This is a genomic window from Nannocystis bainbridge (genome assembly GCF_028368995.1).
Lineage (GTDB): Bacteria > Myxococcota_A > Polyangia > Nannocystales > Nannocystaceae > Nannocystis > Nannocystis bainbridge.
The window spans coordinates 2,793,384-2,811,916 of the sequence record NZ_JAQNDL010000001.1; the positions used below are offsets into that span (position 1 = coordinate 2,793,384).

Below are 18,533 nucleotides of genomic sequence, written 5' to 3' on the forward strand. Positions count from 1 at the left end.
TCGCGGCCGATGACGCCCTTCACGATCTTCGCGAGCGCGCCTGAGAATCTTCGCGACCCCACCTCGCGGCCGCCGCGCCCCCGGCTGAAAATCCTCGATTTTCTCCCCTGACCCGCCGCATGCATGCGCACGCCGCGTGCCTCTCGCGCGCAGCGTCTGCCTGGTCCTCGCCCTGCTCGCGGGCCCCGTGCGCGCGGCGCCGGCCGATTCGGACCTGAGCGGATCGTTCGACATCGACACCGCGGTGCTCGTCGCCCTCGAGCGCAGCCCGGGCCTGCAGGCGGCGGCCCACCGGATCCGCGCAGCCCTGCACCTGGCCGAGGCCGAGCGCCGGCCCGAGGCCACGCGCCTCACCTTCGACATCTGGCAGGTCCCGCTGGCCCGGCCGTGGGCGTGGAACGAGTCGCCGATGGTCATGCTCGGCCTGCGCCAGCCGGTCCCGGCGGCGGGCAGCCTCAAGCTGCGCTCGGCGGCCCGCCGCAAGGACGCCGACGCCGACACCGCCTCCCGCGACGCCGTCGCCCAGGACCTCGCCACCGCGGTGCGTCACGCCTTCATCGACTACGCCGCCGCGATCGCGCGCCACGGCGTCCATCTCGAGCACCAGCGGGTCAGCGAGCACGTGCTCGGCCTCGCCAGGGCCCGCCAGGTCGTCGGCGGCACGCTCCTCGAGATCGCCCGCGCCGAGACCGAGGTCGCCCGCGCCCGCGCCGACGTCGCCACCGACGCCACCGCCGCCCAGGCCGCGCGCACCCGCCTCAACACGCTGATGGCCCGCGACGCCGACGCCCCGCTCGGCGCCCCGCAGGACCCGGTCGCGGCCACCGTCGCCGTCGACGCCCGCGGCCTCATCGCCGACGCCCAGCGCGGCCGCCCCGAGACCCGCGCCGCCGACGCTCGCCGCGAGGCCGCCGCCCTCGACCTGCGCGCCAGCAAGCGCGAGGCCAACCTGCCGAGCGCGATGCTCGGCGTCGCCTACTTCCCCGCCACCCGGCCGATGCCGATGCACGGCTACGGCCTGATGATCGACCTCCAGCTGCCCTGGCTCTCGGGACAGGCGCGCAAGCGCAGGGACGCCCAGGCCGAGCTCAGCGCCGCGGCGTCCCGCGACGTCGCGCAGGTCAAGCTGGGCATCGCCGGCGAGGTCTCGGGCGCGCTCGCGACCGTGCAGAGCGCGTCGGAGCGCTACCAGGCGCTCGTGCGCGAGGCCGGGCCCGCCAGCGCCCGCGCCCGCGGGGTCGCCCTCACCGGCTACGAGTCCGGCCGCGGCGACTTCTCGGCTCTGCTCGCCGCCGAGGCCGTGCACGTCGAGGTGGCGATGGACGTCATCGCCGCCAAGTCCGACCTCGACCACGCCCTCATCGACCTCGACCGCGCCGTCGGCTCCCCGGTCGCCCGCCGCCCGCTGGTCCCCGGCCCCGCCGACCGCTGAACCTGTCCCGAAGACCACAATCACCTGTCCCGAAGACCATCCGCGAAATCCGCCCGCCCCAGCAAGGTCCATCCCCGCCGCGCCTCACACCTGAGCCAGCCGTCCCGTCAACCGATCCGGACGCATCGCGCCTCACACCCGTCCCCGAGACCAGCCCTTCGCTCCCACGACCCGTCGCCCGCCCGACCCTCCGCGTCCGCCCACCTGTCCCCGAGACCAGCCCGCTCCTCTACCTGTCTCCGAGACCAGCCACCTCTCAAGGACTCCCCGTGCCCCACCCTCACGACCCCGAGAACCTGCGCGAAGGCGCCGAGGCCCCGCCGCCTGGCGTCGCCGTGATGGCGGGCGTGCGCTGGCTGCTCCTGCTCGGCACCCTCGCGGCGGCCTGCTTCTCCTGGTGGTCGTACGCCAGCGCCGAGCCGGCCGCGGTCCAGCACGCCCCGCGCTACCGCTGCCCGATGCACCCGCAGATCACGGCTCATGAGCCGGGCGAGTGCCCGATCTGCCACATGGCGCTCGAGCCGATCGCCGACGAACCGCCCGAGACCGTCTACCGCTGCCCGATGCACCCGCAGATCCAGCAGGCCGAGCCTGGCGACTGCCCGATCTGCGGCATGGACCTCGAGCCCGTCGCCGCCGCCGACGTGGCTGTCTCTCCGGACATGCCCGCAGGGACAGCCGCGATCACCCTCGGCCTCGACCGCCTGCAGGCGATCGGCGCCCGCGTCGTCGTCGCTGGCGAGCACGAGTTCGCGGGCGAGCTGCGCAGCGCCGCCCTGACCGAGTTCTCCGAGGACGGGGCCGCGCGGGTCCACGTGCGCGCGGCCGGCTTCATCGAGCGCATCGCCGTCGCCGAGACCGGGGTGCGGGTGCGCAAGGGTCAGGTGCTGGCGGAGTACTACAGCCCGGAGATCTATCAAGCCCAGGCCGAGCTGGTGGCGGCGCGCGGGTGGTCGGGGCCGGTGGTCGAGGCGGCCCGCCAGCGGCTCGAGCTGCTCGGCCTCTCGACCGCCGCGATCGACCGGGTCGTCAGGACCGGCAAGCCCGACCGCACCACCCCGGTGGTCGCGCCCGCGAGCGGCGTCGTGGTCGCCCGCGCCGCCGTGCTCGGCGCCTACGTGCGCCCCGAGGAGCCGCTCTACGAGCTGCGCGAGGACCACGCGCTCTATCTGGTCGCCGAGCTGCCGGCCGCGCGCGCCGTGTCCGTCAGGACAGGAACCAAGGGACATGTCCGATTCACCAGCCGGCCCGAGCAGGGCCGCGACGTCGCGGTCGACCTGGTCTACCCGAGCGTCGCCGCCGACAGCCGCAGCGTCCGCGTGCGCATGCCGCTGACCAACGACGACCGCGCGCTGGTGGCCGGCATGCCGGCGACCGTGAGCTTCGCGCTGGCGGGCGAGACCGGCGTGGCCGTGCCGCGCGACGCGATCGTCGACGCCGGCGCGCAGCCCTACGTGTTCGTCGACGCCGGCGGCGGCCGCCTGGTCCCGCGCCCCGTCGTGCTCGGCGGGCGCGACGCCGAGTTCGTGCGCGTGCGCGAGGGCGTGAGCGCCGGCGAGCGCGTGGTCGCCGGCGCGACCTTCCTCGTCGACGCCGAGAGCCGCCTGCGCGCCGCGCTGATCCCCGCCGCTGCGCAGCCCACCGCCGCGCACGCCGACCCGCACGCGCAGCACGCCGGCCACGCCCCGTAGCCCTTTCCTCGAGCCGCCATGATCACCGCCATCGGCAAGCTGATCGACGCCTGCGCGCACCACCGCGGCCTCGTGATCATGGCCTACCTCGTGCTCGGCTGGCTGGCCCTGCGCGCCCTGGAGCGCGTCCCGATCGACGCCGTGCCGGACCTCTCCGATCCGCAGGTCATCGTCTTCACCGAGTGGCGCGGGCGCTCGCCGACATTGGTCGAGGACCAGGTCACCTACCCGCTCACCGCCTCCTTGCTGGCCGCCCCCGGCGTCGAGGCCGTGCGCGGCTACTCGATGTTCGGCATGTCCTTCGTCCACGTCCTGTTCGCCGAGGACGTCGACGTCTACTGGGCCCGCTCGCGGGTGCAAGAGTACCTGGCCGGCATCGGCCCGCGCCTGCCCGAGGGCGCCAGCGTCACTCTCGGGCCCGACGCCACCGGCATCGGCTGGGTGTTCGAGTACGCCCTGGTCGATCGCACGGGTCAGCACGACCTCGCCGAGCTGCGCGCCCTCCAGGACTTCGAGCTGCGCTACGCGCTCGAGAGCGTCCAGGGCGTCGCCCAGGTCGCCAGCGTCGGCGGCTACGAGCGCCAGTTCCAGGTCCAGCTCGACCTCGAGCGCCTGCGCGCCCACGGCCTCGGCGTCGCCGACGTCGCCGACGCCGTGCGCAGGACCTCGGGCGAGTCGTCGGGGCGGATCCTGGAGCTCGGCGGGCGCGAGGCCTTCGTGCGCGGCCGCGGTTACTTGCAGGACCTCGCCGGCCTCGAGTCGGCTGTCCTCAAGGCCAGCCCCGAACTCGGCGCCCCGCTGCGGCTCGGCGACGTCGCCGACGTCCGGTTCGGCCCCGACATCCGCCGCGGCCTGGCCGAGCTCGACGGCCAGGGCGAGGTCGTCGGCGCCATCGTCGTCGCGCGCTACGGCGTCAACGCCCGCGACGTCATCGAGCGCGTCAAGGCCCGCCTCGACGAGGTCGCCGCCGGCCTGCCGCCGGGCGTCGAGGTCGTCACCACCTACGACCGCAGCGGCCTCATCGACCGCGCGATCGACACCCTCAAGGCCGCGCTGGTCGAGGAGGGCGTCGTCGTCGCCCTGGTGATCTTGCTGTTCCTCCTCCACGTGCGCAGCGCTCTGCTGCCGATCGTCGGCCTACCGCTGGCGGTGCTGCTGGCGTTCTTGCCGATGGCCTGGCTCGGGATCCCCGCCACCATCATGAGCCTCGGCGGGATCGCCATCGCCATCGGCGCCACCGTCGACGCCGAGATCGTCATGGTCGAGGCCTGCCACAAGCGGCTCGAACATGCCCCCAAGGACATGTCCGAAGAGCAACGCCGCAGCCTGCTCGCCGAGGCCGCGCGCGAGGTCACCCCCGCGATCTTCTTCTCCCTGCTGATCATCGCCGTCGCCTTCATCCCGGTGTTCGGGCTCGAGGGTCAGGCCGGGCGCCTGTTCAAGCCGCTCGCCTACACCAAGACCTTCGTCATGCTGGCGGCCGCGCTGCTCAGCGTCACCCTCGCGCCGGCCCTGCGCGACCTGCTGGTGCGCGGCAAGATCTACAGCGAGCAGCGCCACCCGATCTCGCGCCTCATCCGCGCCGTCTACGAGCCGTTCGTCTACGTCGCCCTCCGCAAGCCGCGGACCACCCTGGCGATCGGCCTGTTCGCGGTGCTGTCGGCGATCCCCGTGTTCATGCGGCTCGGCAGCGAGTTCATGCCGGCGCTGAACGAGGGCGACATCCTCTACATGCCGACCACCTTCCCCGGCCTCTCGATCGAGGAGGCCAAGCGGCAGCTCGCGCGCCAGGACGCCCGGCTCGCCGCGTTCCCGGAGGTCGAGCGGGTGTTCGGCAAGGTCGGGCGGGCCGAGACCGCGACCGACCCTGCGCCGCTCAGCATGGTCGAGACCGTGGTGATGTTGCGGCCGCCGGAGCAGTGGCCGAAGGTCACGCGCGAGCGCTGGTGGAGCGGCTGGGCCCCGTCGGTCCTGCGCGGCCCGCTGACGCGGGTCTGGCCCGAGGAGACGCCCGAGACCTGGGACGAGCTGGTGGCCAAGCTGTCGGCCGACCTGCAGATGCCGGGCTGGACGCAGGCCTTCACCATGCCGATCCGGGCCCGCGTCGACATGCTCACCACCGGCGTGCGCACCCCTGTCGGCGTCAAGGTGTTCGGCCGCGACCTGCCCGCGATCGAGGCCGCCGGGGCCCGCGTCGAGGCCATCCTGCGCGACCTCCCCGGCACGCGCAGCATCCTCTACGAGCGCTCGCTCGGCGGCGTCTACGTCGACATCGTCCCGCGCCGCGACGACCTCGCCCGCCACGGCCTGCAGGTCGCCGATCTCGGTGAATTCGTCGACCTCGCGATCGGCGGCGAGCCGATCGCCGCCACCATCGACGGTCGGCGCCGCTACACCGTGCAGCTGCGGATCGCCGAGGACCTGCGCGGCGACCTCGACCGCCTGCGCGAGCTCCCGGTCGCCGTGCCTGGGCCCGCGAGCGCCGTCACCCGCACCGTGCCGCTGGCCGAGGTCGCCGACGTCGCGCTCGCCGAGGGCCCGCCGATGCTGCGCAGCGAGGCCGGCCTGCTCGTCGGCTACGTCTACGTCGACATCGAGCCGTGGCGCGACCTCGGCGGCTACGTCAGCGACGCCCGCGCCCGCGTCGACGCCGCGCTCGCCTCGGGGGAGCTCGTCCTCGGCCCCGGGATGTACCTGAAGTGGACCGGCCAGTACGAGCAGATGCAGGCCATGGAGGCGCGGATGCGGGTCCTCATCCCCCTCGCCCTCGCGCTGGTGGCCCTGCTGTTGTGGCTGCAGTTCCGCGACCTCACCGAGGTCCTCATCGTCCTGCTGTCGATCCCGTTCGCCCTGGTCGGCAGCGCCTGGCTGCTCTGGTGGCTCGACTACCGGCTCTCGACCGCCGTGTGGGTCGGCATCATCGCCCTCGTCGGCCTCGCCGCGCAGACCGGCGTCGTGATGATCGTCTACATCGACCAGGCCTTCTATCGGCGGCTGCGGGCCGGCAAGATCCGCGACCTCGACGACATCATCTGGGCCCACATGGAGGGCACCGTCCAGCGGGTCCGCCCCAAGTTGATGACGGTCGCCTCCATGATGTTGGGGCTCGTGCCGCTGCTGTGGGCCACCGGCAGCGGCGCCGACGTGATGAAGCGGATCGCGGCGCCGATGGTCGGCGGCCTGGTGTCCAGCGCCTTCCTGACCCTCGAGCTGATCCCCGTCGTCTACACTTACTGGCGTTACGCACAGCTCCGCCGGTCTCAACGGACAGGTCGCCCGCTGGCCGAGATCTGCGGACTGCCCCCCTGAGCGCGCAGACCCCCGTACGCATGCGAAGGCGCGCAAAATTGCCCGCGCGCCCCGCCCCGGCGGCTCTGGCGCCGCCTACACGTGGGCGTGATCCGTCGCTGACGATTTTTCGCTACAGTCATTGAAGTGCCGACGGCCATCACGGACGGAGCAGGCTCCGCTCCTGTGGCGAGACGTTCGCCTGCGTCCGCCTCGCTCGGCGACGCACGGATCCGCCAGATCCGCCTCGCCATCATGGCCTTCGTCGGGCTGACCACGACCCTCGTGGGCGCGGCGATCCTGAGCACCGCCGGGCCCGAGCAGGACTGGGACCGGCTGTCCGGGGTCGTCTACGTCGTCATCGCCGCGTTCTGCTTCGCCACCTGCTCGCTGACCCGCACCAAGCTGACCCGCACCTCCGAGCTGATGATGCTCGGCACCGCGTACGGCGGCACCGCCGGGGTCGTCATCACCAGCAAGCCCGACACCGCCCTGCTGGCCGGGGTCGCCGCCCTGACCCTCGTCGTGTTCCTGCCCGGCATCGCCATCCGCACCCGCGGCCGCTCCGGCATCGCCCACATCGTCACCATCAGCGCGGTCTACATCGTCAGCGTGATCGCCCGCCTGGTCCTGCGCGAGGACGAGACCGCGACCCAGTTCGGCGACATCGCCATCAAGCTGCTGGTGCCCCCGACCGCTTTCTGGCTGCAGTGGTTGATGGCGCGCGCCCTCAACCAGCGGATCATGGAGGCGCTGGCCGAGAGCGAGCGCGCGCGCAACGCCCTGGCGGTCTCCAACCAGCTGCTCGAGCTGACCAACCGCAGCCTCGAGGCCGCGCGCATCGACGCCGAGCGGGCCCGCGACGGCGCCGAGACGGCCAACCGGGCCAAGAGCGCCTTCCTGGCCAACATGAGCCACGAGCTGCGGACCCCGCTCAACTCGGTCATCGGCTACACCGAGATGATCATCGACGAGGCCCGCGAGGACCGCCAGCGCCCGATCAGCGGGGTCCTGCCCGACCTGCGCAACGTCGTCCTGGCGGCCAAGCACCTGCTCGGCCTCATCGGCGGCGTGCTCGACCTCTCGAAGATCGAGGCCGGCCGCATGGAGCTGGTCCCCGAACAATTCGACCTCGACGAGTTCGTCCGCGAGGTCGAGCAGACCATCTTGCCCGCGGTGCGCCGGCGCAACAACCAGCTGCACGTCCAGTGCGACGGCGAGATCGGCTGGATCGTCACCGACCGCGGCAAGCTCAAGCAGGTGCTGCTCAACCTGCTCGGCAACTCGGCCAAGTTCACCAGCGAGGGCCAGATCTTCCTCCGCGCCCGCCGCGAGCCCGCCCGCCTGGTGTTCGAGGTCCGCGACACCGGCATCGGCATCGACCCGTCCAAGCTGAACCTCATCTTCGAGAAGTTCACCCAGATCGACGCCACCTCGACCCGCCGCTACGAGGGCGCCGGCCTCGGCCTCGCCATCACCCGCGAGCTGTGCACGATGATGGGCGGCACGATCGCCGTCACCAGCGCGATCGGCGACGGCACCGCCTTCACCGTCGTCATGCCGACCCATCCGACCCTGCCCGACCGCGCGACATGACCCGCCTTTGGGACATGTCCTCGCGGGCATGTCCCATACGACATATCGCCTCATGCCTTTTCCTTGCGACATGTCCCCTGGAACATGTCCCTACGCCGGCCCCGGACCCGTCGCTCGTCCGGCTTCATCGGGCTTGTGAGCCGCCCGCCCGCGCTGATATGCCGGGACGACCCCCCGTATGTCCTGGCTAGCGATCGACCCCGCCCCCATCACGCGCCGCGAGCCCGTCCCCGGCGCGCCGAGCCTGCAGATCTTCGCCGGCAAGCCGCACGCGCTGGCGTTCCTGGCCGACGGCACCCTCGTCGTCGGCGGCAGCCGCGAGCTCACCACGCACGATCCATCGGCGCCCACCCCTCCGCGCGCCGCCTTCGACCTCGGCGGCGGCGTCGAGTGGATGACCGCCCACCCCGACGGCGTCTCGGTAATCGCCGCGGTCCGCAGCTCGCGCGGCAGCGCCGTCGTGCGCGTCTGGCCGGCCACCGGCGAGCTCGTCCGCCTGTTCACCGAGCCCAGCTTCGGCTGGGTGTTCACCGCCAACCTCTCGCCCGACGGTGCGCAGCTGGTCTGGCGTCGCAACGGCGTCCCGCCGAGCCTGTGCACCGTCGACCTCGCGACCGGCGCGCAGGTCCGCGAGCTCGAGCTGCCGCTGGAGCTCAACGGCGCCTCCACCCTCGCCGTGCGCCCCGACGGCGCGGTCTACATCGCCGGCGCCGGCCGCAGCGGGCAGCTCGTTCACCCGGACGGCCAGGTCGAAGGGATCCCCGTGTTCGACAGCTTCTCCGCCCCGTTCTTCGCCACCGGCGGGACCGTGCTCACCATCGACGGCAAGCGGTTCGGCCTCGTCGACGGCAAGCTCGACTCCTTCGCGGGCCTGTCGCAGGGCGCCCGCCAGGCCAGCATCACCTTCGACCGGCGCCACCTCGCCTTCCACATGCCGCTGCGCCACGTGCAGGTGTGGGACGTGACGGCGCGCTGCGTGATCTTCACCGCCGAGCAGCGCGGCGCCAACGGCACGACCCCGTGGTGGCGCGGCCAGTCGGCGGCCGCCGGGGCGACGCACGTGGCGGCGATCCAGCACCTGGACGCGAGCGTGGAGATCTGGCGCATCGACCAGCCAGGCGAGCCGAGCGCGCGGCTGCACGGCTACAGCCAGGGCGCACGCCGCCTGCAGTTCCACGGCGGCGCGCTGACGGCCCATACGCTGCAGCCGGCCAACACCCACCCCGCGGTGATGGAGATCGATCTGCAGAGCGGCGCCGCGCAGCTGCTGAGGGAGCGGCGCGTCCACGACATGGTCCGCACCGCCGACGGCCAGCGCATGCTCGTCCTCCACGAGGAGGAGGCCGGCGGTTCGTCGGTCACCCACTTCGACGCCGCCGGCGAGCCGCGCGAAAATTTTCCGGTGCAGAAGGCCGCGGCCGAGCTGGCGCTGGCGCCCAACGCCAGCACCTGGGCCGTCACCTCGCACACCTGGGCCAGCAGCGCCGACCCCACCGTGCACGCCCAGTGGCGCGCCTTCGGGGCCGCGAAGTGGGCCAAGACCATCAAGGCCCGCAGCTACTTCCACGCCCTCGACCTGGGCGACACCGCGGCCGCCGTCATGATCGGCCCCGAGCTCACCGTCGTCGCCCTCGGCAAGAGCAAGCCCCTCCTGACCGTCACGATCGCCGACACCGTGCGCGACCTGGCCCTCAGCCGCGACGGCGCCCACGTCGGCCTCGCCTGCGACGACAAATCCCGCCTCGTCCACGTCGCCTCCGGCGTCGTCACCGAGCTCCCGCACGGCGTCCCCGGCGAGCGCCAGTGGCCCAAGTGCGTCTGCTTCGACGACCGCGGCGTGTGGCTGTTCTTCGGCTTCCCCTCCGGCGCGATCACCCAGCACCGCGTCCTCACCGGCGCCCTCGTCGCCACCCACCACGCCCACACCGACGAGGTCCGCGCCCTCGCCTGGCACGACGGCAGCCTGTGGAGCAGCGGCGAAGACGGCACGATCCTCCGCTGGGGCGACCTCGGCGGATAGCGGCTCGATCGCACATGTCCCTGTGGACATTCCTCAAAAGACATGTCTCTAGAGACATCTCGGTCCCAGGCGCGACGTCACGCGTGTCCTGGAGGACATGTCCGGTCCCGCCCGCCGATTCGTCCGTCACCGGCCGTCCGGCGTGACGGTCCGGCCGCCCCCGCGACCAGGCTCACACCGAGCGCCGCCGCCCGGCTGCGTCGCCGCGCCGCACGCTGCGATCGCCCCTGAAAGCCCCGCCGGTTTTCGGTACACCCTCGCCATGTCGACTGGATCGGTCTCGCGTCCGCGCCTCTTCGTCGGCGGCGTCATGCTCCTGCTGCTCGCGCCGATCCTCGTCCAGGGCCTCGTGCGCCTGCTGTCCTCCTGGACAGGTGAGCCTCACCTCGCCCTGCCCGTCACCCTCGCCGCGCTGCTCGCCGTCGCCCTCGCCACCGCCGTCGCTCTCGTCCGCCGCGCCTTCCACCCGCTCGTCGCATGGGCCGCCGGCGGGCTCGCCGGGGGCCTCCTGCTCGTCCTCACCGGCGCCCCGCTGGCCGCCCTCGCCACCGCCGCCAGCCTCGGCGGCCTGCTCGTGCTCGGCCTCCCGCTCGCCGCCCGCGCCCCGCTCCCGCGCGGCCGCATCACGGCCGCCCTGTGGGCCCTGCTCGCCGCCATCGGCCTGCTGCAGTTCGCCCGCATGAGCGTCTTCATGGCCGATCCGACCCAGCGGTGGGGCGCGCTCGCCGACGCCGAGTTCATCTCGCGCCACTCCTGCCTCACCAGCTACGTGCACGGCGCCGAGCTCGCCCGGCGCGGCGACGCCAACATCTACGACGACCGCTACGGCTTCGAGCCCGCGGCGCCCGGGCCCGAGCTGCCGTCGGCGATCGACATCGGCCCGCTCACCATGGACACCTACGAGTACCCGCCGCAGTTCCTCGCCTTGCCGCGGCTGATGCTCGCCCTCACCTCCGACTTCATGGCCATCCGCGCCCTGTGGTTCGCCTTGACCGCAGTCGTGTTCGTCGGTGTCAGCCTCGCCCTCGCGCGCTGGCTCGGCGGCGAAGCCGAGCGGCGGGCCCGCCTCCTCGTCATCGCCATCGGCCTGTCGCCGCCGCTGCTCATCACCGCCTACTTCGGCAACTTCCAGATCATGGCCATGGCCCTGTCGGCGCTGGCCATGCTGGCGATCGTCCAGGGTCGCACGCGCAGCGGCGCCGCCCTGCTCGCCTTCGTCATCAGCGCCAAGATCTTCCCCGGCATCCTCGGCGTGTGGTTGCTGGCCTCGCGCCGCTGGGCCGCCGCCGCCTGGACCGTGCTGTTCGCCGGCCTCTACGCCCTCCTCGCCCTGCTCCTGTTCGGCGCCCGCCCCTACGAAGATTTCCTCGGCTACCACCTGCCGCGCCTCGCCAGCGGCGAGACCTTCGCCTTCCTCAGCCAGCCGCTGCCCTCGATGTCCAACCTCGGCGTGTTCGGCGTGCCCTTCAAGGCGCGGATCGCCGGCTGGGGCGGCAGCGAGGCCGACGCCTGGGCCCTCGCCCGTCAGCTCGCCTGGGGCTACACCCTCGTCCTGTTCGTCGTCGCTGTCTCGTCCGGCTGGCGAAGGCCCGCGCCGACCACCCCGCGCGGTCGCGCCGTCATGCTCGGCGAGTGGTTCGGCCTGCTCGCCCTCGGCGCCATGCGCAGCCCGTTCGCCCCGCCCGAGGCGATCATCCCCCTCGTCTGGGCCCTCGCCTTCCGCGCCGCCGCGGCCGAGCGCCGCCGCGAGGTCGTCGCCGTCGTCGCCGTCTGGATCGCCATCATGATCATGATCCCCTCCGCGACCCAGCCGGTCGCGATCCTCGCCCTCGTCGTCCAGGCCCTCGTCTACGCCGCCGCCCTGTGGCTGGCCCTCGCCGGCCGCAAGTCCACCTGACCGGGCCCGATGGGATGTGGCGGTTCGGGCATGTCCTCACGGGCATGCCCACAAGACCATGTCCAAATCGACATGTCTTAAAAAACATGTCCTGAAGAACAGCCTCACCCCGGGTGCGACGCCAGCCACGCCTCGATGCGCCGCTGCGCCTCGGCCGGATCGGCGAGCGGCAGCCCCTCGGCCGCGGTTCTGGCGAGCGCCCGGCCGGCCGGCCGATCGCGGCGCCAGCGGGCCGTCGCGGTCCCCAGGTGGTCGAGCACGATCTCGAGCCCCGCCGAGGGGTTCATCGCCACGATCGCGCGGCCGCGGGCCAGCAGCGGCGCCGCCTCCGTCGCGCGCTTGCTGGCCACCAGCGCCTCGCCCAGCAGGTGGGCCGCGAACCCCACCTCCACGTGCTCCGGCCCGAACACGCGCTCGCGGATCGCCAGCGCCTGCTGCAGCGGCGCGATCGCCTCGGCCGGGCGCCCGTCCATCTGCAGCACGATCCCCAGGTCGTAAAAGATCCACGACGCCTCGCTGCTGGCCTGCTCCCCGCGCGCCTGCGCGATCGCCTCGCCGCGGCGCAGGTGCGCCTCCGCGGCCGCGAACTCGCCGCGCGACGCCAGCTCGAGCGCCAGGTTGCACAGCGGCGTCAGCAGGGCCATCGCCTCGCTCCCGTGCGCCTCCTCGGCCACCGCCAGCGAGCGACGGTTGAGCCCCAGGCACTCCGCCTCGCGCCCCGTCTGGCACGACGCCACCGCCAGCCCGGCCAGCGTCTCGGCCACCGCCGGGTGGGCCCCGCCCAGGCTGCGTTCGCGGATCGCCAGCGCCCGGCGGAAGTGGCCCAGCGCCGCCTCGTGCTCGAGCCGCTGCACCGCCACCCGCCCGAGGTTGTGCAGCACCACCGCCACGTCCGGGTGGTGCTGGCCCAGCACCTGCTGGCGCAGCGCCAGCGACTCGCGCAGCAGCGCCTCCGCCTCGTCGAGCCGGTTCTGGTCCATGCGCGACGACGCCAGCGCGTTGGCGGCCCGCACGAAGTCGAGCGGCGCCTCGCGCTTGCGCGACTCGGCCAGCGCCAGCGCCCGCGTCTGCACCTCGGCCGCCTCCACCAGCCGGTCCGCGCCGGACAGCGTCAGCCCGAGCGCCATCAATTGGGCCAGCCGCGGCGTCGGCGGGTCACCGATCCGTCGCAGCTTGGCGTCGGCGACATCGCTCCACAGCAGCGCCTCGGCCGGCTCGCGCAGGCGCACCCCGTTGACGTGGCTGAGCTGCGTCGCCGCCGTCGCGGCCACCTCGTCGTGGCCGGCCGCCTCGGCCACCGCGAACGCCCGCCGCAACGTCGCTCGCGCCTCCGCGTACTCGGCCGCGGCCGCCTGCGCCGACCCGTGGCGGACCAGCGCCTCTGCCAGCGCCGGCGCGTAGCCGACAGCCTCTGCCGCCTCCACCGCCCCGCGCGCCGCGTCGCGGGCCGTCTTGAACCTGCCCGCGTCGAACTCCGCCTTGGCCGCCGCCAGCCGGTCGCGCAGCCCTGCCACCGCCTCGACCTGGGCCGGCTCGCGCGGCGGCGGCAATCGCTCCGCCTCGGCGCGCAGCGTCGCCAGCTCGGCGCAGCGGGCCAGCGGCGTCAGCCCCGAGGCCGCCTGGGCCGCCCCGCGGACCGCGTCGAAGTCGGCCGCCTGCAGCACCCCCGCCACCGCCGCCAGCTCGGCCCGCCGGCGCTCGAGGCAGCCTTCGTGCAGCGCCTGGACCTCGGGCGCCAGCCCGCCCGCATGGCGCAAGAGACATGCCCTTTCGGTCATGTCCTGAAGTTCATCCGCGTACGCGTCGAGCCGGTGGGCCGCGGCCGCCCACGCGTCGGCCGCGAACGGCGCCGCCGTGGCCAGCACCGCCGCCCGCGCCGCTGCCCGCCCGCCCTCGTCCCAGCCCGGCACCAGCCCCGCCGCGGTCCGGCACTGCGCCGCCACCTGGCCCTCAGGACCTGTCCTTGCCGCCATGTACCCAAAGCCAGCCGCGATCGCGACCGCCGCCAGCGCCCCGGCCGCGATCAGCCGCCGCGTGCGCCGCTGGCCCGCCTCGGTCAGCGCCGCCAGCAGCGCCGCCATGTCGGGGAAGCGGCCGTCGGGGTCGAGCGTCAGCCCGCGGCGCAGCACCGCCGCCACCGCCGCCGGGACCTGGCCTCGCGGCGCCCGCAGCTCGCCCGCGAACACCTGCGGCGCCAGCTCCTCGACCCGGCGACCGACGAACGGCCGCGCCCCGTACAGCCCCTCCCACAGCGACACGCAGAAGCCGAACTGGTCCGAGCGGGCGTCGGCCGGCGCGCGCATCATCTGCTCCGGGGCCATGTACGCCGGCGTCCCGAGCAGCGTCCCGGCCTCCGTCAGCGGCCCTGACAGCGCCGACGCGTCGGCCGCGAACAGCCGCGCCGTATCGGTCAGCGCCAGCGGCAGCCGCGGCGACGCGCCCGGCTCCTCGTCGCCGAGCGCCGGCACCCGGGCGATCCCGAAGTCGACCACGCAGACCCGCCCGCTGGCGTCGATCATCGCGTTGTCGGGCTTGAAGTCGCGGTGGACCAGCCCGGCCGCGTGCGCCGCTGCCAGCCCGCGGCCGGCCTGCAGGTAGGCCGCCAGGATCTCGCGCCACTTCCTCGCCTGTCTCTTCTGCCATGTCCTCAGGGTCAGGCCGTCGAAGAACTCCATGGCCAGGAACACCCGCCCGTCGGCGCTGCCGACCGCGTAGACCTGGACCACGTTCGGGTGCGAAAGCTTGGCCAGCGCCTGCGCCTCGCGCAGCATCCGCGCCCGCCCGAACGAGCCCTCGTGCTCGCCCGCGTGCATCCACTTGAGCGCGACGCAGCGGTCGAGCTCCTCGTCGTAGGCCAGGTAGACCGCCCCCATCCCGCCGACCCCGAGCTGACGGATCACCGTGTAGCGGTCGATGCGGAACGGCTGCGGCGCCGCGACGTCTCGCGCCGGCGGCCCCGACTCGTGCCGCGTCGGGACCTCGCTCGGGTCGCTTGTGGCCGCCGGTTCCACCCTGGCCGCACCAGCGTACCGAGCCGGTCCCGCGACGGGAACGCCGACGGATCACTGTCCCGCAATTCGGCGACATTTCGCCGCGCAAGTGCGAATCGGGCCCTCGCCCAGCCGGCGCGCGCCTTCGAGCCGTGCGCCCGCGCCGCCGTCACTCGGGATCGCAGGCCCCGTCGCAGAAGTTCTCGATCTGCCCACCTGGCCGCAGGAACATGTCGATCTGCGTCCGGATCTTCGGGTTGCGGCGGACATTCTCGTGCACGTTGTACTCGCCGGGCGGCTCCTTCGGGATCTCCGCCTCGATCCCCGGCAGCTCGGGCACGTGATAGTCGACGTTGACCCCGGCCGAGCCCGCCGACGGCGCAGGTGTGGTCTGCAGGCCGTAGACCGGCCGGGCCGGCGGGTCGAGCAGATCGATCCCCGTCGCCCGCATCAGCAGCTCGCTGGCGAGGTTGTTGACCGAGTGATCGCCGATGCCATACGAGAACAGGATCTTGCGCGCCGGGCTGTCCTCGTACGGCTGCTGCAACACCCGCGGCGCGTAGGTCAGCGGGTCGACGCGGTCCCAGGTGTGCTGGCTGAGGGCGATGAACTTCTGGATCAGCAGCGGCTCGTCGCCGATCACCACCTTGACGATGTCGAACAGCATCGAGAACGAGCCCGAGCGCGTCATCATCAGCGAATACGGCCCGCCGCCGACGTCGAGCACCGCCTTCTCGACCACCGGCGACAGCGCCATGAACGTCAGGCCGAAGATCGAGCCCTGCGAGATGCCGTACCAGTAGACCTCGTCCGGCGCGTAGAGCAGCTGACCGAACGCCTCGAGCTCGGCGCTGTCCGCCAGCGTGGTCTGGATCGCGTACGACAGCGCCAGCTGGTTGGCGAAGCCCTGGTGCAGCCGGTCGGTGAACAGGAACAGGTCGGACGGGTCCTCGAAGATCGTCTCGACCACCACGCCCTGGTCCTCGAGCGCCATCCCGGCCCACTCGGTGGCGACCATGATGAACTTGCGCTCGGTCGAGAACGCCCGCATCGCGCTCCAGTTGATCTCCTCGCGCTCGCCGAAGAACCCGTGGCCGTACTGGATGATGCGCGCCGGCTCGAAGTCGGCCGCGAGCGGCCACACCGACCTCGGCACCTGCAGCGTGAACGGGACCCAGATCGTCCCGTTGGCCGCCGGCTTCCCGTCGGGCCCGCGGTGGATCCGCGCCATCGGCTCGTCGGCCTCGAGGTACAGCGGCACCTCGAACTTGCCCTCGACCCGCAGCGCGAACTCCTCGCTGTAGTCGGGGATCACGTTGTCGAACTCGATCGCCGGCCCGGCCGCGCCCAGCGTCGCGATCACGTCCTCGCGGATCGCCAGCAGGTCATCGGTGTTGCGCGCCTCCGAGGCCGTCGTGAAGTCCCACGCCAGCTGCAGCCCCGCGCGCGCCACCCCGGCCTGCTCGAGCACCGGGAAGATCTGCTCCTCGTAGCGCTGCGCCAGCGGCTCCAGCACCGCATGCCCCGCGACATCGCCCTGCAGCACGTGGGCGAAGCCCAGCGGCGGCGCCACGGCCGTCCCATCGGCCGCCACAAGCCCCTGGAACGCCACCACGTAGCGCGCGCTGTCCTTCAGCCGCACGAACGGCCGCACGATCAGCGCCTGCCGCGTCGGGTCGTCCGTCATCGCGTCGAGCTCGACCCAGTGCGGCACCAGCTCGCCGGTCTCGACCTCGATCAGCAGCGTCGGGCTGCTCGCCGTCAGCGTCGCGTCGCCGTCACCTGTATGAAAGGTCAGGTTCTTGGTGTCGATGCCCTCCGGGAACAGCGCCAGGATCGGCATGTGGTGCGAGAACCCGTCGGTCGGGTGCGCCGCCAGGTTGTCGATCGACGCGCCCATCATGGTCTTTGGGACAGCCTGCTCCGTCAGCGCCACCCGCACCCCGTTCGGCAGCCCCGCGTCCTCGACCAGGAAGAAGTCCGACGGGTACGGCAGCAAGCAGTCGGCCGCGTACGCGATCGGGTTGCAGCCCTCCGGCACCTCCGCCGGCGGCAGCGGCTCGCCGGTCGTCGGCTCCTCGGTCGTCGCGCTCGTCTCGGTCGTCGTCGCCTCGGTCGTCGTCGGCGTCACGTCGGTCGTCGGCGTCCCGGTCGTCGTCGCCGCGCTCGTCGAGCTGGCGTCTTCCGTCGTCGCCGAGCCGGCGTCGCCGCAGGCCAGCACCATCAGCGCCGCCAGCGACGCCAGACACGAACAGGGGAACGAGGACCGCGGGTGCTTCATGATCGGCCGATCATAAGCGCCGGCGGACAAATCCGGCGCGCCCGCCCTCGCGGGCCCGCTCACCCTCGCCAGCCCCCGCGAGCCGGAGCGAAGATCGGGCCGACGACGCCAAGGCCCGCCTCCGCGCCAAACCATGCGCCCGAGGCTCTCGCTCTCCGGGCTCGCGCCCTCGGGCGCCCCAGGGCGACCGCACCACCTCCGCCGCCTCACGCACCTCGCGCACGGGCCACAAACGCCGGCCCGAGCCGGCTCACGGCCGCCCGGACGGCAGCGCCCGCCGCACCAGCGCCACGTACACCAGCAGCCCCACGGGCCCGAGCATCAGCGTCAGCACCTGGCACGGCACCACCAGCAAGCGCGAGCTGCCGCGCGCCGCCGCGTCGCGACCGATCCACGCGCCGACCCACAGATCGAACGCCAGGTAATGCACCCACCCGGCCAGCATCACCCACGGGTTCTGGAACAGCCGCATCACGCCCTCGAGCGAGTTGAAGGCCCGCAGGTCCTCCGTCGTGAAGTGCGGCAGCAGGATCGCCAGGTAGATCGCCGACAGCAGCAGCGAGAACACCCCGCTGTACACCAGCCGCTGCGTCACGCGAGCCCGCGGCGCCAACCACAGCAGCACCCAGCCGGCCAGGGTCGCGGAGTTGAGGATTGTGAACAGTCGATGCGGATCCACGACCCGCAGCGTCTCACAATCCCGCCCCGCCGCGCACCCCGATCCGCACCGGCTCTCGCCTGAACCCTCCGGCAGCCCCACCTCGCCACGATCCCGGCCCCCCAGGAATCACCTCGCGTCGCCCCTCCTCGACCCGAGCAGCCGCCCGGCCCACCACGCTCCCGCCCCACGCGCAGATCGCTCCGCCCAGCACCGCCCCGACCCGGCCCGCGCGGCGTCCTCTCTCTCCAACCTGTCCCTTCGGCCATCAATGCCTGTCCCTTCGACCATCAAAACCTGTCCCTTCGGCCATCAAGACCTGTCCCTTCGGCCATCTAGCATCCCCGCATCCGCTGCCTCCATTTGATTCGTCCCTGACCCTCCTGCCATCTCCCCGCCTTCCGACACTCTCGTTCGCCTCTCTCGCCCCACGCACCGTCCCTGTCCTGAGGGACATCTCCTTGCGCGCACACCGACTCGCGGCGGTGGGGTCTGGGAGCCCCGCGGAGCGCGCGGATCCGTCCAGGCTGGCATTTTCGCCGGCGTCTGCGCGGCATACGATCTCGCACCCCTCGCACCCCTCGCTCTCGGCGATCGTGCGCGCCGCGCCGCCCTCCCGTGATAGATTGGCGGTGCTCCGGCCTGCCGCCGCACCGGGCGCCGGTCACCGCGGGAGCGAG

Annotated in this window: 9 protein-coding genes; 6 read left to right on the forward strand and 3 right to left on the reverse strand. The window is 73.2% G+C overall.

The window, feature by feature from the left end; genetic code table 11:
- Positions 1-136: 136 nt before the first annotated feature.
- The 6 genes from POL25_RS10940 (at position 137) to POL25_RS10965 (ending at position 11,924) form a co-directional block, all read left to right on the forward strand.
- Entirely contained in the window at positions 137-1,432 is a 1,296-nt protein-coding gene (locus tag POL25_RS10940; RefSeq protein WP_272085898.1) for a TolC family protein, read from the forward strand.
- A 269-nt stretch (positions 1,433-1,701) separates the two neighbouring features.
- A complete protein-coding gene (locus POL25_RS10945; RefSeq protein ID WP_272085899.1) occupies positions 1,702-3,123 on the forward strand; it encodes a heavy metal-binding domain-containing protein in 1,422 nt (473 codons plus the stop codon).
- An 18-nt stretch (positions 3,124-3,141) separates the two neighbouring features.
- A complete protein-coding gene (locus POL25_RS10950; RefSeq protein WP_272085900.1) occupies positions 3,142-6,432 on the forward strand; it encodes an efflux RND transporter permease subunit in 3,291 nt (1,096 codons plus the stop codon).
- 165 nt (positions 6,433-6,597) lie between these two features.
- On the forward strand, positions 6,598-8,007 hold the full coding sequence (locus POL25_RS44230; protein ID WP_272085901.1) for a sensor histidine kinase: 1,410 nt from the start codon (positions 6,598-6,600) through the stop codon (positions 8,005-8,007).
- A 178-nt stretch (positions 8,008-8,185) separates the two neighbouring features.
- Positions 8,186-10,027: a WD40 repeat domain-containing protein gene (locus POL25_RS10960; protein WP_272085902.1), complete on the forward strand. Its 1,842-nt coding sequence runs from the start codon at positions 8,186-8,188 to the stop codon at positions 10,025-10,027.
- A 262-nt stretch (positions 10,028-10,289) separates the two neighbouring features.
- Entirely contained in the window at positions 10,290-11,924 is a 1,635-nt protein-coding gene (locus POL25_RS10965) for a glycosyltransferase family 87 protein (RefSeq protein ID WP_272085903.1), read from the forward strand.
- Between the two features lie 104 nt (positions 11,925-12,028).
- On the opposite strand, the gene POL25_RS44235 is transcribed toward POL25_RS10965, so the two are convergent.
- From POL25_RS44235 to POL25_RS10980, 3 genes are all read right to left on the reverse strand, one after another.
- Positions 12,029-14,935, reverse strand: a complete 2,907-nt coding sequence (locus POL25_RS44235; protein WP_272085904.1) for a serine/threonine-protein kinase — start codon at positions 14,933-14,935, stop codon at positions 12,029-12,031.
- 148 nt (positions 14,936-15,083) lie between these two features.
- Positions 15,084-17,195, reverse strand: coding sequence for a hypothetical protein (locus POL25_RS10975; protein ID WP_272085905.1), 2,112 nt, complete (start codon positions 17,193-17,195; stop codon positions 15,084-15,086).
- A 250-nt stretch (positions 17,196-17,445) separates the two neighbouring features.
- The gene (locus POL25_RS10980) at positions 17,446-17,874 is read right to left on the reverse strand and encodes an ABA4-like family protein (protein WP_272085906.1); all 429 of its coding nucleotides are present in this window, start codon (positions 17,872-17,874) and stop codon (positions 17,446-17,448) included.
- Between the last annotated feature and the right edge of the window lie 659 nt (positions 17,875-18,533).